A 15,785-nucleotide genomic window follows, 5' to 3' on the forward strand; every position below is an offset into this window, starting at 1 on the left:
AAAAAAGCTCATTCCTAGCCTTTGAATCTTATGGGAATGCCTATTTGGAATTTAGATTTTTGGGAATTTGCTTTTCAAGGCCTCTTCCACTTCTGCTGGAACTAGGTCCTCCACTGGTCCATGAAACCTAGCAATTTCCTTCACAATACTAGAACTCAAATACGAAAACTGTGGCTTCGATGTCATGAAAAAAGTTTCCACATCCGAATTCAGCTTATGATTCGTAGAAGCCATCTGCAGCTCATATTCAAAATCGGAAACTGCCCGAAGTCCGCGAACAATCAAACGCACATTACGCGCCTTCATATAATTAACCATTAAATCTCGAAACCCATCCACTTCTACATTGGGTAGATCCCGTGTGACTTGCCTGATCAGGTCCATTCGTTCTTCCAGTGTAAACAATGGATTTTTGGACGTATTATTAAGAACCGCCACAATTAGTTTATCAAAGACCTTTGCTGCTCTATGTATAATGTCAAGATGGCCGTGTGTCACAGGGTCAAAACTTCCTGGGTACACGGCAACTGTACTTCCATGTTCTTGCCTCATCATGCTGTTCATCTCCTTAGAAGGTCAATTTCTTGATTTGAAATACAGAAAACCTCTTTTTTCATTCTACCGTGCGCTTATATATCGTAACAGCTGTATCCCCATAATCCGCTCGACGCTGCTGCTGGAAGCTGCCAAGGGTTTCCTTGAGAACATCCTTCGCATCGTGTTCAACCACGATCGTTGTATTCGCTACGATAATATTTTGTCCTTCCATTGAACTTACCAGTTCTGCGATAAGTTTCAACTTGTAAGGTGGATCAAGAAATACGAGCTCAAATTGCTGACCCCGCTTGGCTAGCGCTTTGAGCGCTCTTGATGCATCTGTTCGGTAAATCTCTGCTTGATCCTTAAACCCTGCGGCTTGCACGTTAGCTTGCACAGTCTCGATGCTTTTCTTCTCAATATCAATGAAAACAGCCTTGTCCATGCCTCGGCTCAACGCTTCAATCCCCAATCCTCCTGTACCGGCGAACAGATCGAGCACCTGACCTCCTTCAAAATAAGGACCAATCATACTGAAGATCGCTTCTTTCACCTTATCCGTTGTCGGACGCGTGCCGATACCGGGTACTGCCTTTAACGGCCTGCCTTTTGCAGTGCCTGAAATTACTCTCATGCTTACGTATTCCCTTCTAGCTAGCTTTCTTTAGCTATCGTACCACAAGCTCTAATTGTACACAAAAATTTTATGACGGCTATGTATAAATTTACCGCAAAACGGTCATCCTTGAACTATCGACATCAGAGAATGTCGTAGACAACCGCGGAGAAGGCTTACGTTTCCCCATAAGCTCTTCATCCGGTTTCTCCTCTCCCATGGGCGGCTGCGTAAGCAGTCGCGTTACTATTTAAATATCTAATGTCCTATAAACCGCTTTGCAAAAGTTTCAAAATATAAAAATTTAGAAACAGAGGATAGTATCAATCTTGTACTGGAAGCACTGAACTAAGTAAAAGCCCGAGGGAAAGCATCCCCGGGCTTTTTCATGTTTAAATTGTGAAGTATTTTAATCACCAGAATTAATCTTTGCATCATCAATGCCATGATTTCCGATATCTTTTTTACTTCTGTTTTGATTTGGTTTTTGATTTTTTTGTTTTTCTGATTTCACACTTTTTTTGTTGATTTGTCATAACATTCGCCCGCTCCTTTAAGTGATTTTTGAAACATCAATATTGTGCTCTTTTTAGGAGTAGTACAAGCAGGCACTTTGTGCCAAATACTTAAATATCACAGGTTAGTATCCCTCGTGAGATTTATTATTCTTACTATTACCTAGCGACGTGCAACTTTCCAGCCACTCGATCGTCCACTCACAATCAGCGACCATCATTAATAATTCGCCAGTCAGCCCGCAGCAATGAAAGCTAATTTTGCATTATAGTAGATTCGACCTTAATATACAATTTTTGTCTCTTAGTAACTAGGTTATGGTATATTAATAGAAGAATACATAAATTTCCCAGTAGACGAGGTTAAGTTATATTTAAATTCAAAATTTTGGGGGACCATCTTTAATGGAATCTAAGAATCAAGTAAAGAGCGAGATTTCATACATAGCTTTTTGGAAACGAGTCCAGATGCACATCTTGGACCTATTAATCATTGCCATTCCTGCCGTCCTGTTGTACAGATTCTCACTAAGTACTTCGATAAAATTCGGTTCAGTCTTCCCTTTTGTCATTTATTGGTTGCTGTTTTGTGGTTTTTACGTGTTCATGACAATGAAGTTTGGTGGAACCCCAGGAAAATTAATCAGTAAAGCTAGGATCGTAGACAAATATGGAAACTTTCTTCACATTGGAACTGCGTCACTCAGATATCTCCTCTTCTTTCTTTATTCGATCATAATGGTACTCAAACTTAAAGAAGGAATTGAATTAAACGTAAATTTTCATGATATCAGTCACTTCATCAGCACTTATAAAGGGAATGTTTCATTAATAGGTAATTTTATTGGAGTTATTACTTTCGTTGAATGTCTTACCGTTGCATTCAATAACAAAAAAAGAGCACTACACGACATGGCTGCCGGAAGTTATGTGATTTCCCTTGATACCTATAAACGAATGAAAGAGAACACTGAGAGCCGGATCGATTTATCACGCGAATATACAACAGCTACAAATATATCAGTAATTAAAGGCCTTGGAAAAACTGTGCTATGGATTATTGTCGGCCTTATTTTCTTTTTGCTTCTAGTTGGAGTTATTCATTTCATATCGACTCAAAACGATTAAAGGAGTGCCATCTTGTTTATCAAACTCTTTAGCAAGATATACTTAAAGTTTTCATCATTTAAACAGAATATCAAGACACTCCCAGGAGATCACAATACATTTGACGAAAATTGGGTTGCGACAATCCGCTTAGACATCGGTAATGTGGGATTGTTCTTTAACAACGTAGCTTCTTTGATCGAAAATGGTTTTGAGGACACCGAGATTATCGCTGTTACTGCAATGATTAGTGAACTCAAAAAACGTGAAGAACAACAAATGCATTTTAATATATTTTATAACGGAGAACTTACTGGATTTACGATTATGATTTACATGCTTGCTAGCTCTCGTATTGAGTTGAATTTTGTTACGGATAAAGAGCTGGCCGAACAGATTCAAGTATTAGCAGAACTGTATGAAAATCCACCAAATAGTACGAAGCATTAGTAAAGGAGGCAGATAAATGTTTAAAGCAGAATGAACGAAAAGCCGCAAAGTGCGGCTTTTTGTTCATTTAGAACCAGTAAATTCTATACCATTCTTTCTAATTGATATATCTATGAATGTTTTATTCTTCTTAGTAGTTCCACTGTTACTAAGCATCATATTAATCGTGTAATCATCCCTTTCCCAGTCAGCCGCAATAAACATGTCACCGTTAGTAATTGCATTGTAAATAATTTCATTTGCTTCATTTTTACTTTTTCCTTTTAATTGTTCAACGGTTGTCTTTCCAGCTTTCTCACTCGTATATGCAGGTCCTTCAGACTTAGAATCTCCATAGGCTCGACCTAATGCTTGTCTTAATTCTGTGAAGTACTCAAAAGACGATTCCTTGTCAGTAATTCTATAAGCAATCTGCCACAGTTTCCCATCCTTAAAGTGAAAATATACGGTTGCAGGTATGTCAAACAATAAATAATTGTCATAGGCTACAACATAATCAAAATCAACTAGCATTTCCCGATTGCTGTTTTCGGATTTTATTGTTTCAATTGAAGTTCCCCAGGAATATTGCTTAAAGGGATCTGAAGAGGGAATTATTTTATCAATGACAATATCTACACGATTTGTTTTCTCGTCCCACGTTACATCTCCATCGCAACTTTCCCCTATAAATCGAAGCGGTACATAAGTATCTCCATTGATAATTCTTGCAGCCTTTTCCAATACAATCCGTTTATCATTTTTTGTTGCGTTAGTGTCATCGATCTTTAAAACAATTTTCTTCCCTTGCGCCGTTCCAGTAATCGTTCGCGATTGTTCATCCCATCCAACTTTGAGTCCAATCTTCTCGAATATTGGACGTAATTGGACAAGTGTTGTCCCTTCATCTACAACAGGCAGTTGAGTGAACAACACTTGAACTCCGTTGATGAAAACACTTACTGGTTCATCAGATGCAAAAGACTTAGAAGGGGAAAGGATCCATGTTGCAATGATTAAGCTTAATAAGAATTTCGAAAACCTTTTCATACAAAACTCCTTTTTTGTGTTTTTACTTGATCTTAAGATATGTATAACAGCATTGCACTGTTTTTCCCTGAAGCCTCTATGTAATATTTCTTTACTTCTTCGTAATAGGAAAAGACATACTCCAGATCACCTTGTTCATCCCAAGCTATCGAGGGATATATATCTAATTCCTTCATCTTCTCAGGATTAAATCTTTTTTTAATCTCATTCTCGTTTAGATTGGACAAGCTCAAAGCTACATCTCTCACTTCTTCGTTTGTTAAATATCTCGCCGGTCCATATCCTAAATCGACACCTAGTTCTGTCCCACCTAAAATGACATTAATAAGTGGATACTGCCCTTCCCAAGCACTTTCATTTAAAATAAAATGAATTGCATGCCAAGCTTTGTCTATATCTAATGAACCACTTTGGTCTTCATTGTTATAAATTAAATCAGTAATATGTTCTTTCCCTTCAATAATTCCTTCAAGTAATTCATTAGAGATTTGTTTTAGGTATCCTATCATTCCCATACCATTTTCCCCCTCAATTATAAATATTGTTTTCTGAAAATGTGCTACTCTGATCGTACCATAATTTTGTAATTAATTGGGTTAATCTATCTTTTTAGAAAAACGCCCCATTTCTGGAACGCTTAGTTAAGTATTTTTTGGCGTCAATTGGGTATTCTCGTTAGACGTTCCCTTTGTACTCCCTGTGCTTTTGTTATTGGGCGTTTCCTGTCTCTTTTAAATACTGATTCACGATGTTATCCGCATTTATTGTGCTTGATCCGAGCCAATTCGCCTATAATTCACCGAATTCTTTATTCAAGAAGTCAGCTGTATATTGATTGCTAAACGTACCGAACAGATTATAAAGATCGCCCAGTTTATTCTTTCTTATTTTTCCATCTTTATCTGTCCATACAATTACTTTGTTTAGCACTGATAGATGCGTTTGATGGCTCCACCAAGGGGTCGTTACTAGGAACCGAAGGAGTAGTCGTATCCCAAGAATCGATGTCCTGATTATCTTTTGAAAATTCTTTACTCCCGATTTGCCCCTCCCAAATCTCTGCATCTCTGCAAATAAAAAAAATACCCACCTCTCGGTGGGATTCCATATATATTTTAAAGGGGGGTTGGTTATAAATATAACCCTCGAATATGAATCTAAGATGAAATTATGTTTAAGTTATTGTAAAAGTTGTTCCACTTCCAAAACTAGGGATTACGTTCTAGCACTAAAAATCCACTAATACTTGAAGTTTTTTTACGAAATACCACTTTAAAACCAATGTCTGCGTCTAATAAGCAATTTAAAGCATTGATAAGCAATCGTTTGGGAGCCAGTGTAAAAGTACATGGGTCAGCGCTTCCGATAACACGAGAAGCAACAATCCTACGTGCTGAACCCGGATGAAGCGGATTTCTTGTCCAACTGATTAATATTAAATCGTGTTGAGGAACAGCTTTCGCTTTAGCCATTGCAATCACCTCTTTTTTAGTTAGATTCTCTACATTAGATGCAAGTAGATATAGATTGATCTACACGAGAACCCAAAAAAAGAAAATGAACTAAAAAATCCATAAGATGTGCCGTCGTAATCTAGCCGTCAGCTAAATTTTTTCATATTTTTCTTGCATTAAGCCGTCCGCTACGCGATAATCAAATTCCCTGTTCCCTGACCAACTGCATTATGCTATAATAAAGAAATAAGAACAAGTGTTCCTTCCCGAAACAAACACCCTATCAGCTTCCTATACCAGTCAGAAAAGAAGGTAACCCATGCAAGATCATAATATTTTTGAACGTCTGCGAAATAAATATGCCGATGAAGATAGGGCTAAACTTCTCATGCTGCAGCTAAGAACTTTAATGGAACAAAAGAAAAAGAAGAAATGGTATCAAAAATTAAAGTCACCTATCAAAACAAAACCGACTAGTTGGTTGGAATAATCTCCCCGGTAGCTAAATCCAAAATCCTTTAACGCAAAAAAGAAGCCCCGTTTCGTAGTTGTTCACCTACATCGGAAGCTTCTTTTCATTTTTATATTACTTGCCTCTTTGTTTTGAATAATACAAAACACCTAAGTAGTGAGCACCAGTAAATAAAGTAAGAATACCGAAAAATATCAAAAACCCACCTTGGCGATCACGGAAAAACAACTGGAGTACAAATAGTGCAAGCGAAATTTCGCTCCAAAGAAGCGTTCTTTTTTTGAGCTGCGTCAAATCCGCGGTGGATTTGCTAATTTTGCGGAGATTCATGAATGTAAGTCCCGCAAGTAGAATGACACCAACCACGATGACGAGAATATAGCCTGAATTACCTGACATCTGACTCCCCCTATTCCCTATAAGCCATTCTACCTTTTACAAACTTAAAACGTTATCTCTAAGATACATGGAATAACTCGATATGTCTAATCAAAAAAGGAGTTTAGCTTCATGACATGGAATATATGCTAACATGAAAGTTAGATTTTTTTATGAGATAAGGAGCTATTTGTATGCCTACTATTACTTTTAAAAAGATAGAACCCTCGGATATTCCTGATCTTATGGATATTTATAATTATTTCGTCTTACATTCGACCGTTTCTTTTCATACTGAGCCAGTTAGCCTAACTGAATTCACGGAGAGTGTTGTACACCCTGACCCGCGTTTTCAAACTTACGTGATTACACTGGACGGCAGTTTGCAAGGCTATGTCCAAGTTATGCCCCATAAGAAAAAACAAGCCTATCAGACAACAGGAGAAGTAACGATCTATTTGCATCCGGCCTGCGTGGGTAAAGGGGTCGGATCGGCGGCCATTCAGCATATTGAGTCTGTCGCCAAAGAAAATGGTTTTCATGTGCTGATCTCGACGATTTGTGCGGATAATGAACCTAGTATTCATACCTTCACGAAAAATGGCTACACACAGTGCGCTCATTTTCGTGAAGTTGGCTTCAAATGGGGCCAGTTCCTAGATATTTTCACCTTTCAAAAAATCATTTAACATGTTTAGGGTGCTAGAGCAGCCCAGTTTATGCCCCCGTTTGTCGATCGCCACATACTTGCAGTGTCAACCAACCATCCGTTAGCTGCCGAAAAAAAGTTCATCTGCATGTCAAAATCGAGCGGCTGAAATGAACTAGGAAACGCATGCTCACTCCAAGTTTGGCCTCCATCCTCCGTACGAAGCAACTGCCATTGGGTGACAGAGCTTAGTCTATACGCAGGCTGAAGAATAAATCCATTTTGCGCGTCTGAAAAAGATATCGCCCTGGCAGCAAGAGGACTTGGCAGCCTGCCGGCCTCTTCCCAGGTTTGCCCATCGACCATGTGATATAACAAGGAGGGAGCTTCGTTTTTTTTGCCTGGTCCTACAAACCAGCCTTCGGTAGAAGAAACAAATGCAAATGTCCCATCGGCAGCTCGCGGTAAGGGTATGCGGCTAGATGCCGACCATGTTAAGCCTCCATCCTGTGTACGAAGCAGTACCATATCCGTGATACCCTTGGCAGCAATAAGTCCGTTCTGCCGGTCAAAAAAGCGGAAAAATGGCGCTCCCGCGCTCACTTCAAGTCCTGGAAGATCTCGGGCAATGACCTCCCACGTTCGACCGCCGTCTGAAGTGAGTCGAAGCTCAGACTTTTGATCACGCGTCGGACTCGTCAACAGCCAGCCTGTTTGCATGTCTAGGAAAGACAGCAGATTCGTCCCAGTCAGATCAGGAAGTTTGCTATTTATTTTCCAATAAACCCCCTGATCTGTGGTTTGCAAAAATAGGAGTTCTGAGTTGACTGCCACTAAACCATAACCTTGCCTCTCATCTACAAAAGAAATGGCTTTGGTCGGCCGTAACTCGGAGGCTCTTACCTGATCATCTATGTGAATAGTTTCCCCAACGGATACTGAAAAGCTGCTAACCGATGCTTTTTTTAGAGAAGACTTTGTTGAAACCGATGAAGTTAAGGCTTGATGATGAAAACAGCCTGCACACAAAAGAAAGACCAACAGCAGAAATAACTTCTTTTTGCCCAGAACGATCATCATTTCACTCCCTTCTATCTATACAAACTCTCTCACTTTGGTATAGTAAAGACGGTCTGCTACTCCAATTAGTTCATGTTCAAATCTCTGCTGCTTGAATAAAGCGTCTATTCCTTTTAATTCCATTGGATAGGATATCCCTTCTCTGCCAAAACTAGAGCATAGTCATATTGCTCGGCGGGGGGATTAATCATGACCAAATGGATCTGGTCCATTACTTTGATATGCCTGTTAGTAACAGGTTGTGGAATGGCCAAGAACAAGACGTATCCGAATCAACCGTATGCACAAAATGCTGACATCGAAGGCCAAGAGCTTGAAACTAAAGCCATTTTGGAAAATACCGAACCGAGTGTCAAACCCTCGGCAGCAGCAAGTAGTCTAGATCAGCCAACACCGATTCCTACACCTACAGCTTCACCGGAATCAGCACCAACGATTGTTGAATCAACACCTACGCCTAAACCTAAGAAAGCAGCACAGTCAGAGAAAAAACCTTCTGTGCCCGTCCAGAAAAGCCAAGGACAATCACGAATTTCGCAAAAAAAGCTAACGCTCTCTCAACTGGTTGTGAAGTACCCCGATACCTTTAAGCTGCGAGGCTCATCTCAGGAGAAGAAGGTTGCGCTCACATTCGATGATGGACCTGATGCCAGATTTACTCCGAAGGTTCTGGATGCATTAAAGGCGAATCAAGTGAAGGCGACTTTTTTCTTACTCGGTTCCCAAGCAAATGCACATCCGGACATGGTTAGACGGATTGTTAAAGAAGGGCATGTCATAGGCAATCATTCTTACAGCCATGCCAATCTCCCAAAGCTATCTGTGGATAAATTTCAAAACCAGATCGAAAGCACAGAAGGCGTCCTCCAAAATTTGATTGGTTACGCCCCGAAGCTGATTCGTCCACCATACGGAGCAATCAATGAGGAGCAAGTCAGATGGGTAGCCGACCATCATTATTTAATCGTGAATTGGAATGTGGATTCGCTGGATTGGAAGTCGCTTTCGTCCGATCAGATATTGAATAATATTATGCTGCAAACCAAGCCCGGCTCGATCATCCTACAGCACTCTGGAGGTGCTGACAGTCAGGACTTGTCAGGAACCGTGCAGGCTATCGGGCCACTGATCAGCAAGCTGAAAGCAGCCGGCTACACGTTTGTAACCGTACCGGAGCTGCTTCACGTTGCCAAAAATAAATAAGCCGGATGAGCATCGTCCTCTCGATGCTCCCGGTTTTTTTTGATTCATGAGCTATTTTAAATCCCTCTGACTTTATCCTTTTGTTAAGATTCAATTTGGAACTTGCAGCAGCGCTGTTTTTGTACTACAATTCAATTCGTAATAATTACTTTTAAATTCATGAAAAAGGAGATCTTCCCTTGAGCAAAGTTCCCGTTATCGTACTGAGTGGATTTCTTGGCAGCGGCAAAACAACCCTGCTCATTCGTATGCTTCAAGAAGCCTCCTCCTTTAAACTCCAACCTGCTGTTCTCATGAATGAGCTTGGCAAACAAGATGTAGACGGCCGTCTTATTCAAGAAGCTGCGCCAGACGTCGACATGACCAAACTTTTTGATGGATGCATCTGCTGCAGCAAGAAAAGTGAAATCAGCGATTCCATTAAACAATTGCTCAAACGTAAACCCGACGTCATTCTCATCGAACTGACTGGGGTGGCTAATCCGGAGGAAATCGTCGATGCGCTTACAGAGCCTGCGCTTCTTCCACATGTAAAGCTGCATACGGTCATTACCGTTCTTGATGCTGAAAATGTGCTTGAATATAACAGCATCTTCGCTTCTGATAGGGAACTCGTACACACGCTTCGTCGACAAATGGAAGTCGCCGATTTACTGCTTTTGAACAAAGTGGATCTCGTGTCCGATAAGCAGCTGCGGTCTATTGAACGCTCCATTCGTAAATCAAACGAGCACTCCCTTTTATTGCCTACTACTCAGAGTCAGTTTGATTTAAAGCTTATCTTTGGAGAGCTGAAGCCGCTTGAATCTCATTCAAGCACGCCACAGTCTTTCAAACCCACTATGCAGGTTACTAAGCGTGTAACGGCGACGAGCAAGGCATCAGAACCTCCCTTGTCCTTCTCACGTATTCAGACGATTACGCTTCCCTTTGATGCCAATCAAAGGATGACGCAGCAAGCGATCGAACGTTATTTAGCAAAGTGGGGGGCACGTTTACTTCGCGCTAAAGGATATATCACTTTGGGTCCTCATCGCGAGCCATTCCTTCTGCAATACGCAGGCAAACGCCCGAACTGGCAGCCCGCAACCTTTCAAGGAGAGCCTTATTTGGTCCTGATCGGTATAGACTTGGATACTGCGGCTTTAGAAGAAGATTGGTTGAAGCGTAAGGCGGATTCTCAGACTTAATCATCATGCGTCCTTCAAAAAAGCAGCCTCTTTTGAGTTCAAGATTTGAACTCAATGAGGCTGCTTTTTGATAAGATAATCGATGCCATCGACATATGCCCTGCTTCCAGCCATTTCCTATGAGGAGAATGAACTTGTTTGGCAATCTGAACAATGACCAAAAATTTCAAAGCGATGACTCTGTATGTCAAAGCTTTCAGGCAGATCCTGCACAAGCTTCTTCGGACAAAATTCAAAGGTTATTGTTTTTTCACAACGAACACAAATCATATGATGATGATGGGACAAGCAGCTTGCCTTGAATTTCAATCCATCCGCCAAATGAAACTGCTCCAAAACGCCCATCTCGCTTAACAAGCGAAGGTTCCGGTAGACCGTATCGAAGCTTACACCCGGATATTGCTGCTTCATGTATTCATAAACGTCTTTCGGCGATAAATAGCTTCCCGATTCAGCGAATAACGTCGCTGCTCCCCTGAACAAATTTGTCCTATTTCCCTTTCAATTCTCATACGTTATAATAGTAATAATTATGATTAAGGAGTCTATTCGATGCCAACTACTGTATTTCGAGCAAGCATGCAGGCCATCGCGGCCATCTGTTTTCTCCTCATTGTGCTCATTCTCTTCAACAAAGGCGTGCCTGTCTTTTCGTTGCTGACAGCAGATCACATCCAAGCTTTCAAAACGATGTTTATCAGCATTCTTTTAGAAGCTATCCCTTTTATTTTATTAGGTGTTTTGCTTTCCTCCTTACTCCAAACGTTCGTTTCCGAGCAGACCATTCGCCGCTGGATTCCGAAAAATCCTATCCTTGGCATTTTGTTCGCCTGCCTGCTTGGCATCCTGTTTCCTATGTGCGAATGCGGCATGATTCCTGTCGTTCGGAGATTAATTCTCAAGGGAATGCCCGTTTACATAGCTGTCGTTTTCATCGTAACCGGCCCCATTATTAACCCTATTGTATTTGCCGCTACATTTATGGCATTTCGTAATCACCCAGCCATCGCTTACTCCCGCATGGGGCTGGCTTTCGCTGTTGCCATTATAATCGGTCTCATCCTTTACCGTTTTATCAAAAGCAATCCGCTTCGTATCAGCCGCGCCAATTTCTCCAGCGAAGAGGCTCTGGATGGGCATCAGCATCAAGGCGGTATCACCCGCAAACTAAACACTTTTTTCGTACATGCTTCGGATGAATTTTTTGAAATGGGGAAATATCTCGTTTTTGGTTCCTTGCTTACCGCACTGATTCAGGTTTTTATGCAGCGAGAGAGCTTAGTGGCCATTGGCCAAGGGCCGATCAGCTCGCACTTATTTATGATGGGATTTGCCTACGTCTTGTCTTTATGCTCTACCTCGGATGCTTTTGTCGCTTCTTCCTTTCAGACGTCCTTCACATCGGGTTCACTGCTTACCTTTCTTGTCTTTGGGCCGATGCTTGATTTCAAAAGTACACTTATGCTTTTGTCCGTATTCAAATCCAAATTTGTACTCATGCTTTCACTTTTAATCGCTGTCACCGTTTTTGCTTGCTCGCTGCTTTTGGAGCGTTTATTATAATTATAGTCATGAGATTATAGGAGGAACTTACATGAGCGCAACTCGGTTGATAAGCTTCCATCATTTCTTTCGCACCCTTATCTTACTCGGTTTTTCCAGCTATATTGTCAATCTGACCAAAACGGATGCCCTGCAATATTACATAGCGCCACGCATGATGATATATGTTAAGGTGGCTGCTGTTATCCTCTACATCATTGCCTGCTTTCAAGGCTACATGGCCCTGCGCGCTTACTGGGGAAGACCCGTTGCCTGCGAATGCGAACAACCCGCTTCTCGCTCACCGCTGCGCAATACGATTGCTTACGGTCTGCTTTTATTACCGCTGCTTATAGGTTTCCTACTGCCGGATACAGCACTGAGCAGCGCGATGGCAGCGACCAAGGGCATGAATCTTTCGGCCGCTAAATCCAGTATCGCGAAACAGAGTACAGGTGCTGCTGCCGAAAATAGTGCGCCTTCAAGCGCCCCTGCAACAAATCCTATACCAACAACGACGCCATCGGTTGGTTCGAATGCCTTAACAAGCCCTTCACCTGCTCCGGCCTCTTCTTCTAGCGCAGTTCCAGCTCCAGCTGCCGCCGTGACGGATGTCGAGCTTCAAAAGCTTTTCCATGCAGATAACGAGTGGGATGAAGATTTTTCTAAAATCGGAATGATCCTGTATAAAAAAGATACGATTGTGGTCAAACCTGAAATTTATATGGAAATCCTCTCGTCCATCGATCTTTTCAAAAACAATTTTATCGGCAAAAAAATTGAACTTACCGGCTTCGTCTATCGCGAAGACAATATGACAAAGAACCAATTCGTCGTGGGCCGATTTGCAGTAAGCTGCTGTTCGGCGACGCTACCCCTTACGGCGTCATGATTGATTTCCCAAGCGCTCAGAATTACACCAAAGACATGTGGGTCAAAGTTACAGGCACGATTCAGAACGGCAGCTATAACGGAAATGATATCTTCACCATTAAAGCTACTCAAATCGAAAAAATTGCCGCTCCTTCCTCACCTTACATTTATCCAAACTTCGAACCGCTCAAAGAACTGAATTAACGATAGGATTCCGTCCCCAAAAAAAACAACAATCGCCACGGTCGTCCGTGGCGATTGTTGTTTTTCTATCAGAAGCCCAGCTCTCCCCCTAAAGGCAGTCGATAGGCTTCAACAACTGTCTGCTTATCTTCACCGGGAAAATCGAATTCTGTCACGCGCTGGAATCCTAACCTTTGATAAAGCTTGCGTGCGGAAGCCATTCGCTCCGTTGTGTGCAGACCAAGATACGGCGCTCCTCTCTTCTCCGCTCGCAGCGCGCATTCGCGTATAAGCGCCGTCGCCACACCCTTGCCGCGTGCCGAAGTGTCAACAGCCAGAAGTCGGAGTTCCGGATAAGGAAGCTTTACGTTAATTTTTTCTAACAGGAAGTTAGCTGGAAATAAAAGAAGGGCCCCTACAAGCTTACCATCCTGAACGGCGATGATGCGATCAACGACTTGCTCGCCTGACCACAAAACGCGCATGGAATTTTTGTAGTTTTCCCAAAACTCAGGACTAAACCCCTGTTCATATTGTTTATATGCTTCAATGGTTAATTCAACAGCCGCTTCTCTTTCTTCAAAGCGAACATCCCGTATCCATAAATCGATTGCAGTTGACATCTATATTCAAGCTCCTTTATTTAAGGTTTCTGCAGCATGTATAATGCCTGCCACATCCATGCTGCCACATTTCGTTTCCAAACTTGGTTCCGTACTACCTTATAGGTTTTTCCCTCACCCCGTCAACTTTTGATCAACTCGTTTAGAACTAAGCATCTTCATCGTCAAGGCCGCTCCGAGCAGCGTCGCGCCGGTAATAACAAAGACGAACTGTATGCCGATCCATCCACCAAGCACTCCGCCTAACAAAGGGCCTGCCACGATGCCGAACTGGCTTGCCGATTGATTTAAGCTGACCGCTCTTCCGCGAAAATCAGTCTCCGCGTATTTAACGATGAGTGCATTTAAAGCCGGATACACAGCGGCAAAAAACAATCCATAACTGAATCGCAGGATACCAAAACCAATAAGGTGATGAACCCCAACCTGGAGCAAATTGCCAATGCCTCCACCTAACAAACCAATGAAAAGGATTTTGTCATAACCGATTCGCCCACCGATGATCCCCCAACGGGGAGCCATAATTACCGTAGCAACGCCCACGGCCGAGAAAACGATGCCTGAACTGAGTGAAGCGTTGTTTATACTCCCGCCGATTTGCACCACATAGATTGTGAGCAGCGGCTCCAGAATCATAACTGAGGTCGAGACTAATAAGGTTAGCCCAAATATTCGTTTTAATTGGGTATTGCCAGCAGCTTGTTTGAGGTCATTGCGCACACTGGATTGGACTCCAACCTTTCGTTCATGAACCTCTTTAACGCCGACGAAGACGATGAGAGCGGAAACAAGTGTAATAATTCCCGATGCGATAAAGCACTCGCGCAATCCCATATAATGACTCAGCACGCCCCCCACAAGCGGTCCAAGAATGCCTCCGGCAGCCGTTGACGTGGATATGACACCAAGTGCGTAACCCACATGCTTCTCTGGTGTATTCGAACCAACCAAAGCGATGGAAGCCGGACTGAAGCCTGCCATGAGTCCTTGGAAAATGCGGACAAGAATGAACATAAATGGATCATGAACGAAATAGTTCGCAAAATGTGCCGCAGCTAAGCCTATACCTGAGCGAATCAGCATAGGCTTCCTACCATATTTGTCAGCTAACGATCCCCAAAAAGGGGCGCACAAAGCACTGATTAGAAAGCTAATCGAAATGGAAACGCCCGACCAAGCCTCCAGACCGCTCTGAATGCCTAAATCATTCTGCAAAAAGATAGGAAAAAAGGGTACTGAGAGCGTATACGCCATATGGTTAAAAAATAAGCCCAACCATAACATAGACAGATTGCGTTTCCAGTAAAGCTCCAAGCATACCACCTTGTTTCTGTTATTTCCACGGCTTTTCAAAAACCATTATTCCAATGTATATAATCGGATATTAACCTAAATTTACCACCCGCTTCTTGTTCTTGTCTAATAGATTTTTTCAATTGAAGGCACTCAACCTCGGACAGAGGATGCATCACCCAGAAGATCCAGGCCGGTTATATGTCCACAAGGATAAACGACTTCCAACACGCGGGAATCCTGGACGGGCGTTGTAGCACCGACGCATGTCGGCGGTCAAACCCCTTCGTCATCCTTCAGAGACGAGTTAGTTTGTCATGATAGATGTGAAGCAAAAGTATAGATATGCTTTCTTATCTACTAAGATAAACCTGGCATGAAGCTAGGTTCTCTACCATTTTGCGCTAGTCGCTTGCTTAAGTATCCATAACAGGAGCCATTCGAACAATGAAGCAACTCCTTACTTGTGCTGTCTACGCTAACGAACCGTATGTGGCTGTCGATTCAACGTGGATAAAATGAGTGCCCACCCACCTTTTTCATCATTTTCGTGGTTTTTGAGTCTCGAATGACCTAATTTTCTGGGGAGTT

The 15,785-nt window shown here is 42.2% G+C and carries 18 protein-coding genes and 1 pseudogene; 8 read left to right on the forward strand and 11 right to left on the reverse strand.

Features of this window, described 5'->3' with window-relative positions; genetic code table 11:
* Positions 1–51: 51 nt before the first annotated feature.
* On the reverse strand, positions 52–555 hold the full coding sequence (gene coaD / locus FU659_RS22790; protein WP_147949651.1) for a pantetheine-phosphate adenylyltransferase: 504 nt from the start codon (positions 553–555) through the stop codon (positions 52–54).
* Positions 556–613: 58 nt separating this feature from the next.
* A complete protein-coding gene (gene rsmD, locus FU659_RS22795; protein ID WP_147949652.1) occupies positions 614–1,171 on the reverse strand; it encodes a 16S rRNA (guanine(966)-N(2))-methyltransferase RsmD in 558 nt (185 codons plus the stop codon).
* Between the two features lie 902 nt (positions 1,172–2,073).
* Here rsmD and FU659_RS22800 point away from each other — a divergent pair.
* Both FU659_RS22800 and FU659_RS22805 read left to right on the forward strand, forming a co-directional pair.
* Entirely contained in the window at positions 2,074–2,796 is a 723-nt protein-coding gene (locus tag FU659_RS22800) for an RDD family protein (protein ID WP_147949653.1), read from the forward strand.
* Positions 2,797–2,808: 12 nt separating this feature from the next.
* The gene (locus tag FU659_RS22805; protein ID WP_147949654.1) at positions 2,809–3,225 is read left to right on the forward strand and encodes a hypothetical protein; all 417 of its coding nucleotides are present in this window, start codon (positions 2,809–2,811) and stop codon (positions 3,223–3,225) included.
* 63 nt (positions 3,226–3,288) lie between these two features.
* Here the strand turns inward: FU659_RS22805 and FU659_RS22810 are convergent, their stop codons facing one another.
* The 4 genes from FU659_RS22810 to FU659_RS22820 form a co-directional block, all read right to left on the reverse strand.
* Entirely contained in the window at positions 3,289–4,254 is a 966-nt protein-coding gene (locus tag FU659_RS22810; RefSeq protein WP_147949655.1) for a copper amine oxidase N-terminal domain-containing protein, read from the reverse strand.
* Positions 4,255–4,286: 32 nt separating this feature from the next.
* Positions 4,287–4,769, reverse strand: a complete 483-nt coding sequence (locus FU659_RS22815; protein ID WP_147949656.1) for a YfbM family protein — start codon at positions 4,767–4,769, stop codon at positions 4,287–4,289.
* 274 nt (positions 4,770–5,043) lie between these two features.
* Positions 5,044–5,184, reverse strand: a complete 141-nt coding sequence (locus FU659_RS35725; RefSeq protein ID WP_187274322.1) for a hypothetical protein — start codon at positions 5,182–5,184, stop codon at positions 5,044–5,046.
* 278 nt (positions 5,185–5,462) lie between these two features.
* Positions 5,463–5,726 (reverse strand): hypothetical protein, encoded by a 264-nt coding sequence (locus FU659_RS22820; protein ID WP_147949657.1) that lies wholly within the window; start codon positions 5,724–5,726, stop codon positions 5,463–5,465.
* A 301-nt stretch (positions 5,727–6,027) separates the two neighbouring features.
* Between FU659_RS22820 and FU659_RS35730 the strand changes: the two genes are divergently transcribed.
* Positions 6,028–6,198 carry a hypothetical protein gene (locus FU659_RS35730; RefSeq protein ID WP_187274323.1) on the forward strand — a complete coding sequence of 57 codons (171 nt, stop codon included), beginning with the start codon at positions 6,028–6,030 and terminating at the stop codon, positions 6,196–6,198.
* A 96-nt stretch (positions 6,199–6,294) separates the two neighbouring features.
* On the opposite strand, the gene FU659_RS22825 is transcribed toward FU659_RS35730, so the two are convergent.
* On the reverse strand, positions 6,295–6,579 hold the full coding sequence (locus FU659_RS22825) for a hypothetical protein (RefSeq protein ID WP_147949658.1): 285 nt from the start codon (positions 6,577–6,579) through the stop codon (positions 6,295–6,297).
* 173 nt (positions 6,580–6,752) lie between these two features.
* Between FU659_RS22825 and FU659_RS22830 the strand changes: the two genes are divergently transcribed.
* Positions 6,753–7,247: a GNAT family N-acetyltransferase gene (locus FU659_RS22830; protein ID WP_147949659.1), complete on the forward strand. Its 495-nt coding sequence runs from the start codon at positions 6,753–6,755 to the stop codon at positions 7,245–7,247.
* A gap of 5 nt (positions 7,248–7,252) precedes the next feature.
* Here FU659_RS22830 and FU659_RS22835 read toward each other — a convergent pair whose 3' ends face one another.
* Positions 7,253–8,287: a WD40/YVTN/BNR-like repeat-containing protein gene (locus FU659_RS22835; protein ID WP_147949660.1), complete on the reverse strand. Its 1,035-nt coding sequence runs from the start codon at positions 8,285–8,287 to the stop codon at positions 7,253–7,255.
* A gap of 189 nt (positions 8,288–8,476) precedes the next feature.
* On the opposite strand from FU659_RS22835, the gene FU659_RS22840 reads away from it, so the two are divergent.
* The gene (locus tag FU659_RS22840; RefSeq protein ID WP_261807977.1) at positions 8,477–9,490 is read left to right on the forward strand and encodes a polysaccharide deacetylase family protein; all 1,014 of its coding nucleotides are present in this window, start codon (positions 8,477–8,479) and stop codon (positions 9,488–9,490) included.
* Positions 9,491–9,669: 179 nt separating this feature from the next.
* Positions 9,670–10,680: a CobW family GTP-binding protein gene (locus FU659_RS22845; RefSeq protein WP_147949661.1), complete on the forward strand. Its 1,011-nt coding sequence runs from the start codon at positions 9,670–9,672 to the stop codon at positions 10,678–10,680.
* A gap of 117 nt (positions 10,681–10,797) precedes the next feature.
* Here the strand turns inward: FU659_RS22845 and FU659_RS22850 are convergent, their stop codons facing one another.
* A complete protein-coding gene (locus FU659_RS22850; RefSeq protein WP_147949662.1) occupies positions 10,798–11,163 on the reverse strand; it encodes a Fur family transcriptional regulator in 366 nt (121 codons plus the stop codon).
* Positions 11,164–11,232: 69 nt separating this feature from the next.
* Here FU659_RS22850 and FU659_RS22855 point away from each other — a divergent pair, with 69 nt between their 5' ends.
* The gene (locus tag FU659_RS22855; RefSeq protein WP_261807978.1) at positions 11,233–12,243 is read left to right on the forward strand and encodes a permease; all 1,011 of its coding nucleotides are present in this window, start codon (positions 11,233–11,235) and stop codon (positions 12,241–12,243) included.
* Between the two features lie 31 nt (positions 12,244–12,274).
* A pseudogene (locus FU659_RS22860) lies at positions 12,275–13,299 on the forward strand (TIGR03943 family putative permease subunit).
* A gap of 68 nt (positions 13,300–13,367) precedes the next feature.
* Here FU659_RS22860 and FU659_RS22870 read toward each other — a convergent pair.
* The gene (locus FU659_RS22870; protein WP_147949665.1) at positions 13,368–13,901 is read right to left on the reverse strand and encodes a GNAT family N-acetyltransferase; all 534 of its coding nucleotides are present in this window, start codon (positions 13,899–13,901) and stop codon (positions 13,368–13,370) included.
* Between the two features lie 114 nt (positions 13,902–14,015).
* Positions 14,016–15,215 carry an MFS transporter gene (locus FU659_RS22875; RefSeq protein ID WP_147949666.1) on the reverse strand — a complete coding sequence of 400 codons (1,200 nt, stop codon included), beginning with the start codon at positions 15,213–15,215 and terminating at the stop codon, positions 14,016–14,018.
* Between the last annotated feature and the right edge of the window lie 570 nt (positions 15,216–15,785).

The organism is Paenibacillus sp. N3.4 (assembly GCF_008017805.1).
GTDB lineage: Bacteria > Bacillota > Bacilli > Paenibacillales > NBRC-103111 > Paenibacillus_E.

What these genes read in the sequence shown, in the direction of transcription:
- coaD (WP_147949651.1), bottom strand. Translation starts at nt 555, where the DNA reads ATGATGAGGCAAGAACATGGAAGTACAGTTGCCGTGTACCCAGGAAGT.
- rsmD (WP_147949652.1), bottom strand. Translation starts at nt 1,171, where the DNA reads ATGAGAGTAATTTCAGGCACTGCAAAAGGCAGGCCGTTAAAGGCAGTA.
- FU659_RS22800 (WP_147949653.1), top strand. Translation starts at nt 2,074, where the DNA reads ATGGAATCTAAGAATCAAGTAAAGAGCGAGATTTCATACATAGCTTTT.
- FU659_RS22810 (WP_147949655.1), bottom strand. Translation starts at nt 4,254, where the DNA reads ATGAAAAGGTTTTCGAAATTCTTATTAAGCTTAATCATTGCAACATGG.
- FU659_RS22815 (WP_147949656.1), bottom strand. Translation starts at nt 4,769, where the DNA reads ATGGGAATGATAGGATACCTAAAACAAATCTCTAATGAATTACTTGAA.
- FU659_RS22820 (WP_147949657.1), bottom strand. Translation starts at nt 5,726, where the DNA reads ATGGCTAAAGCGAAAGCTGTTCCTCAACACGATTTAATATTAATCAGT.
- FU659_RS35730 (WP_187274323.1), top strand. Translation starts at nt 6,028, where the DNA reads ATGCAAGATCATAATATTTTTGAACGTCTGCGAAATAAATATGCCGAT.
- FU659_RS22825 (WP_147949658.1), bottom strand. Translation starts at nt 6,579, where the DNA reads ATGTCAGGTAATTCAGGCTATATTCTCGTCATCGTGGTTGGTGTCATT.
- FU659_RS22830 (WP_147949659.1), top strand. Translation starts at nt 6,753, where the DNA reads ATGCCTACTATTACTTTTAAAAAGATAGAACCCTCGGATATTCCTGAT.
- FU659_RS22835 (WP_147949660.1), bottom strand. Translation starts at nt 8,287, where the DNA reads ATGATGATCGTTCTGGGCAAAAAGAAGTTATTTCTGCTGTTGGTCTTT.
- FU659_RS22840 (WP_261807977.1), top strand. Translation starts at nt 8,477, where the DNA reads ATGACCAAATGGATCTGGTCCATTACTTTGATATGCCTGTTAGTAACA.
- FU659_RS22855 (WP_261807978.1), top strand. Translation starts at nt 11,233, where the DNA reads ATGCCAACTACTGTATTTCGAGCAAGCATGCAGGCCATCGCGGCCATC.
- FU659_RS22870 (WP_147949665.1), bottom strand. Translation starts at nt 13,901, where the DNA reads ATGTCAACTGCAATCGATTTATGGATACGGGATGTTCGCTTTGAAGAA.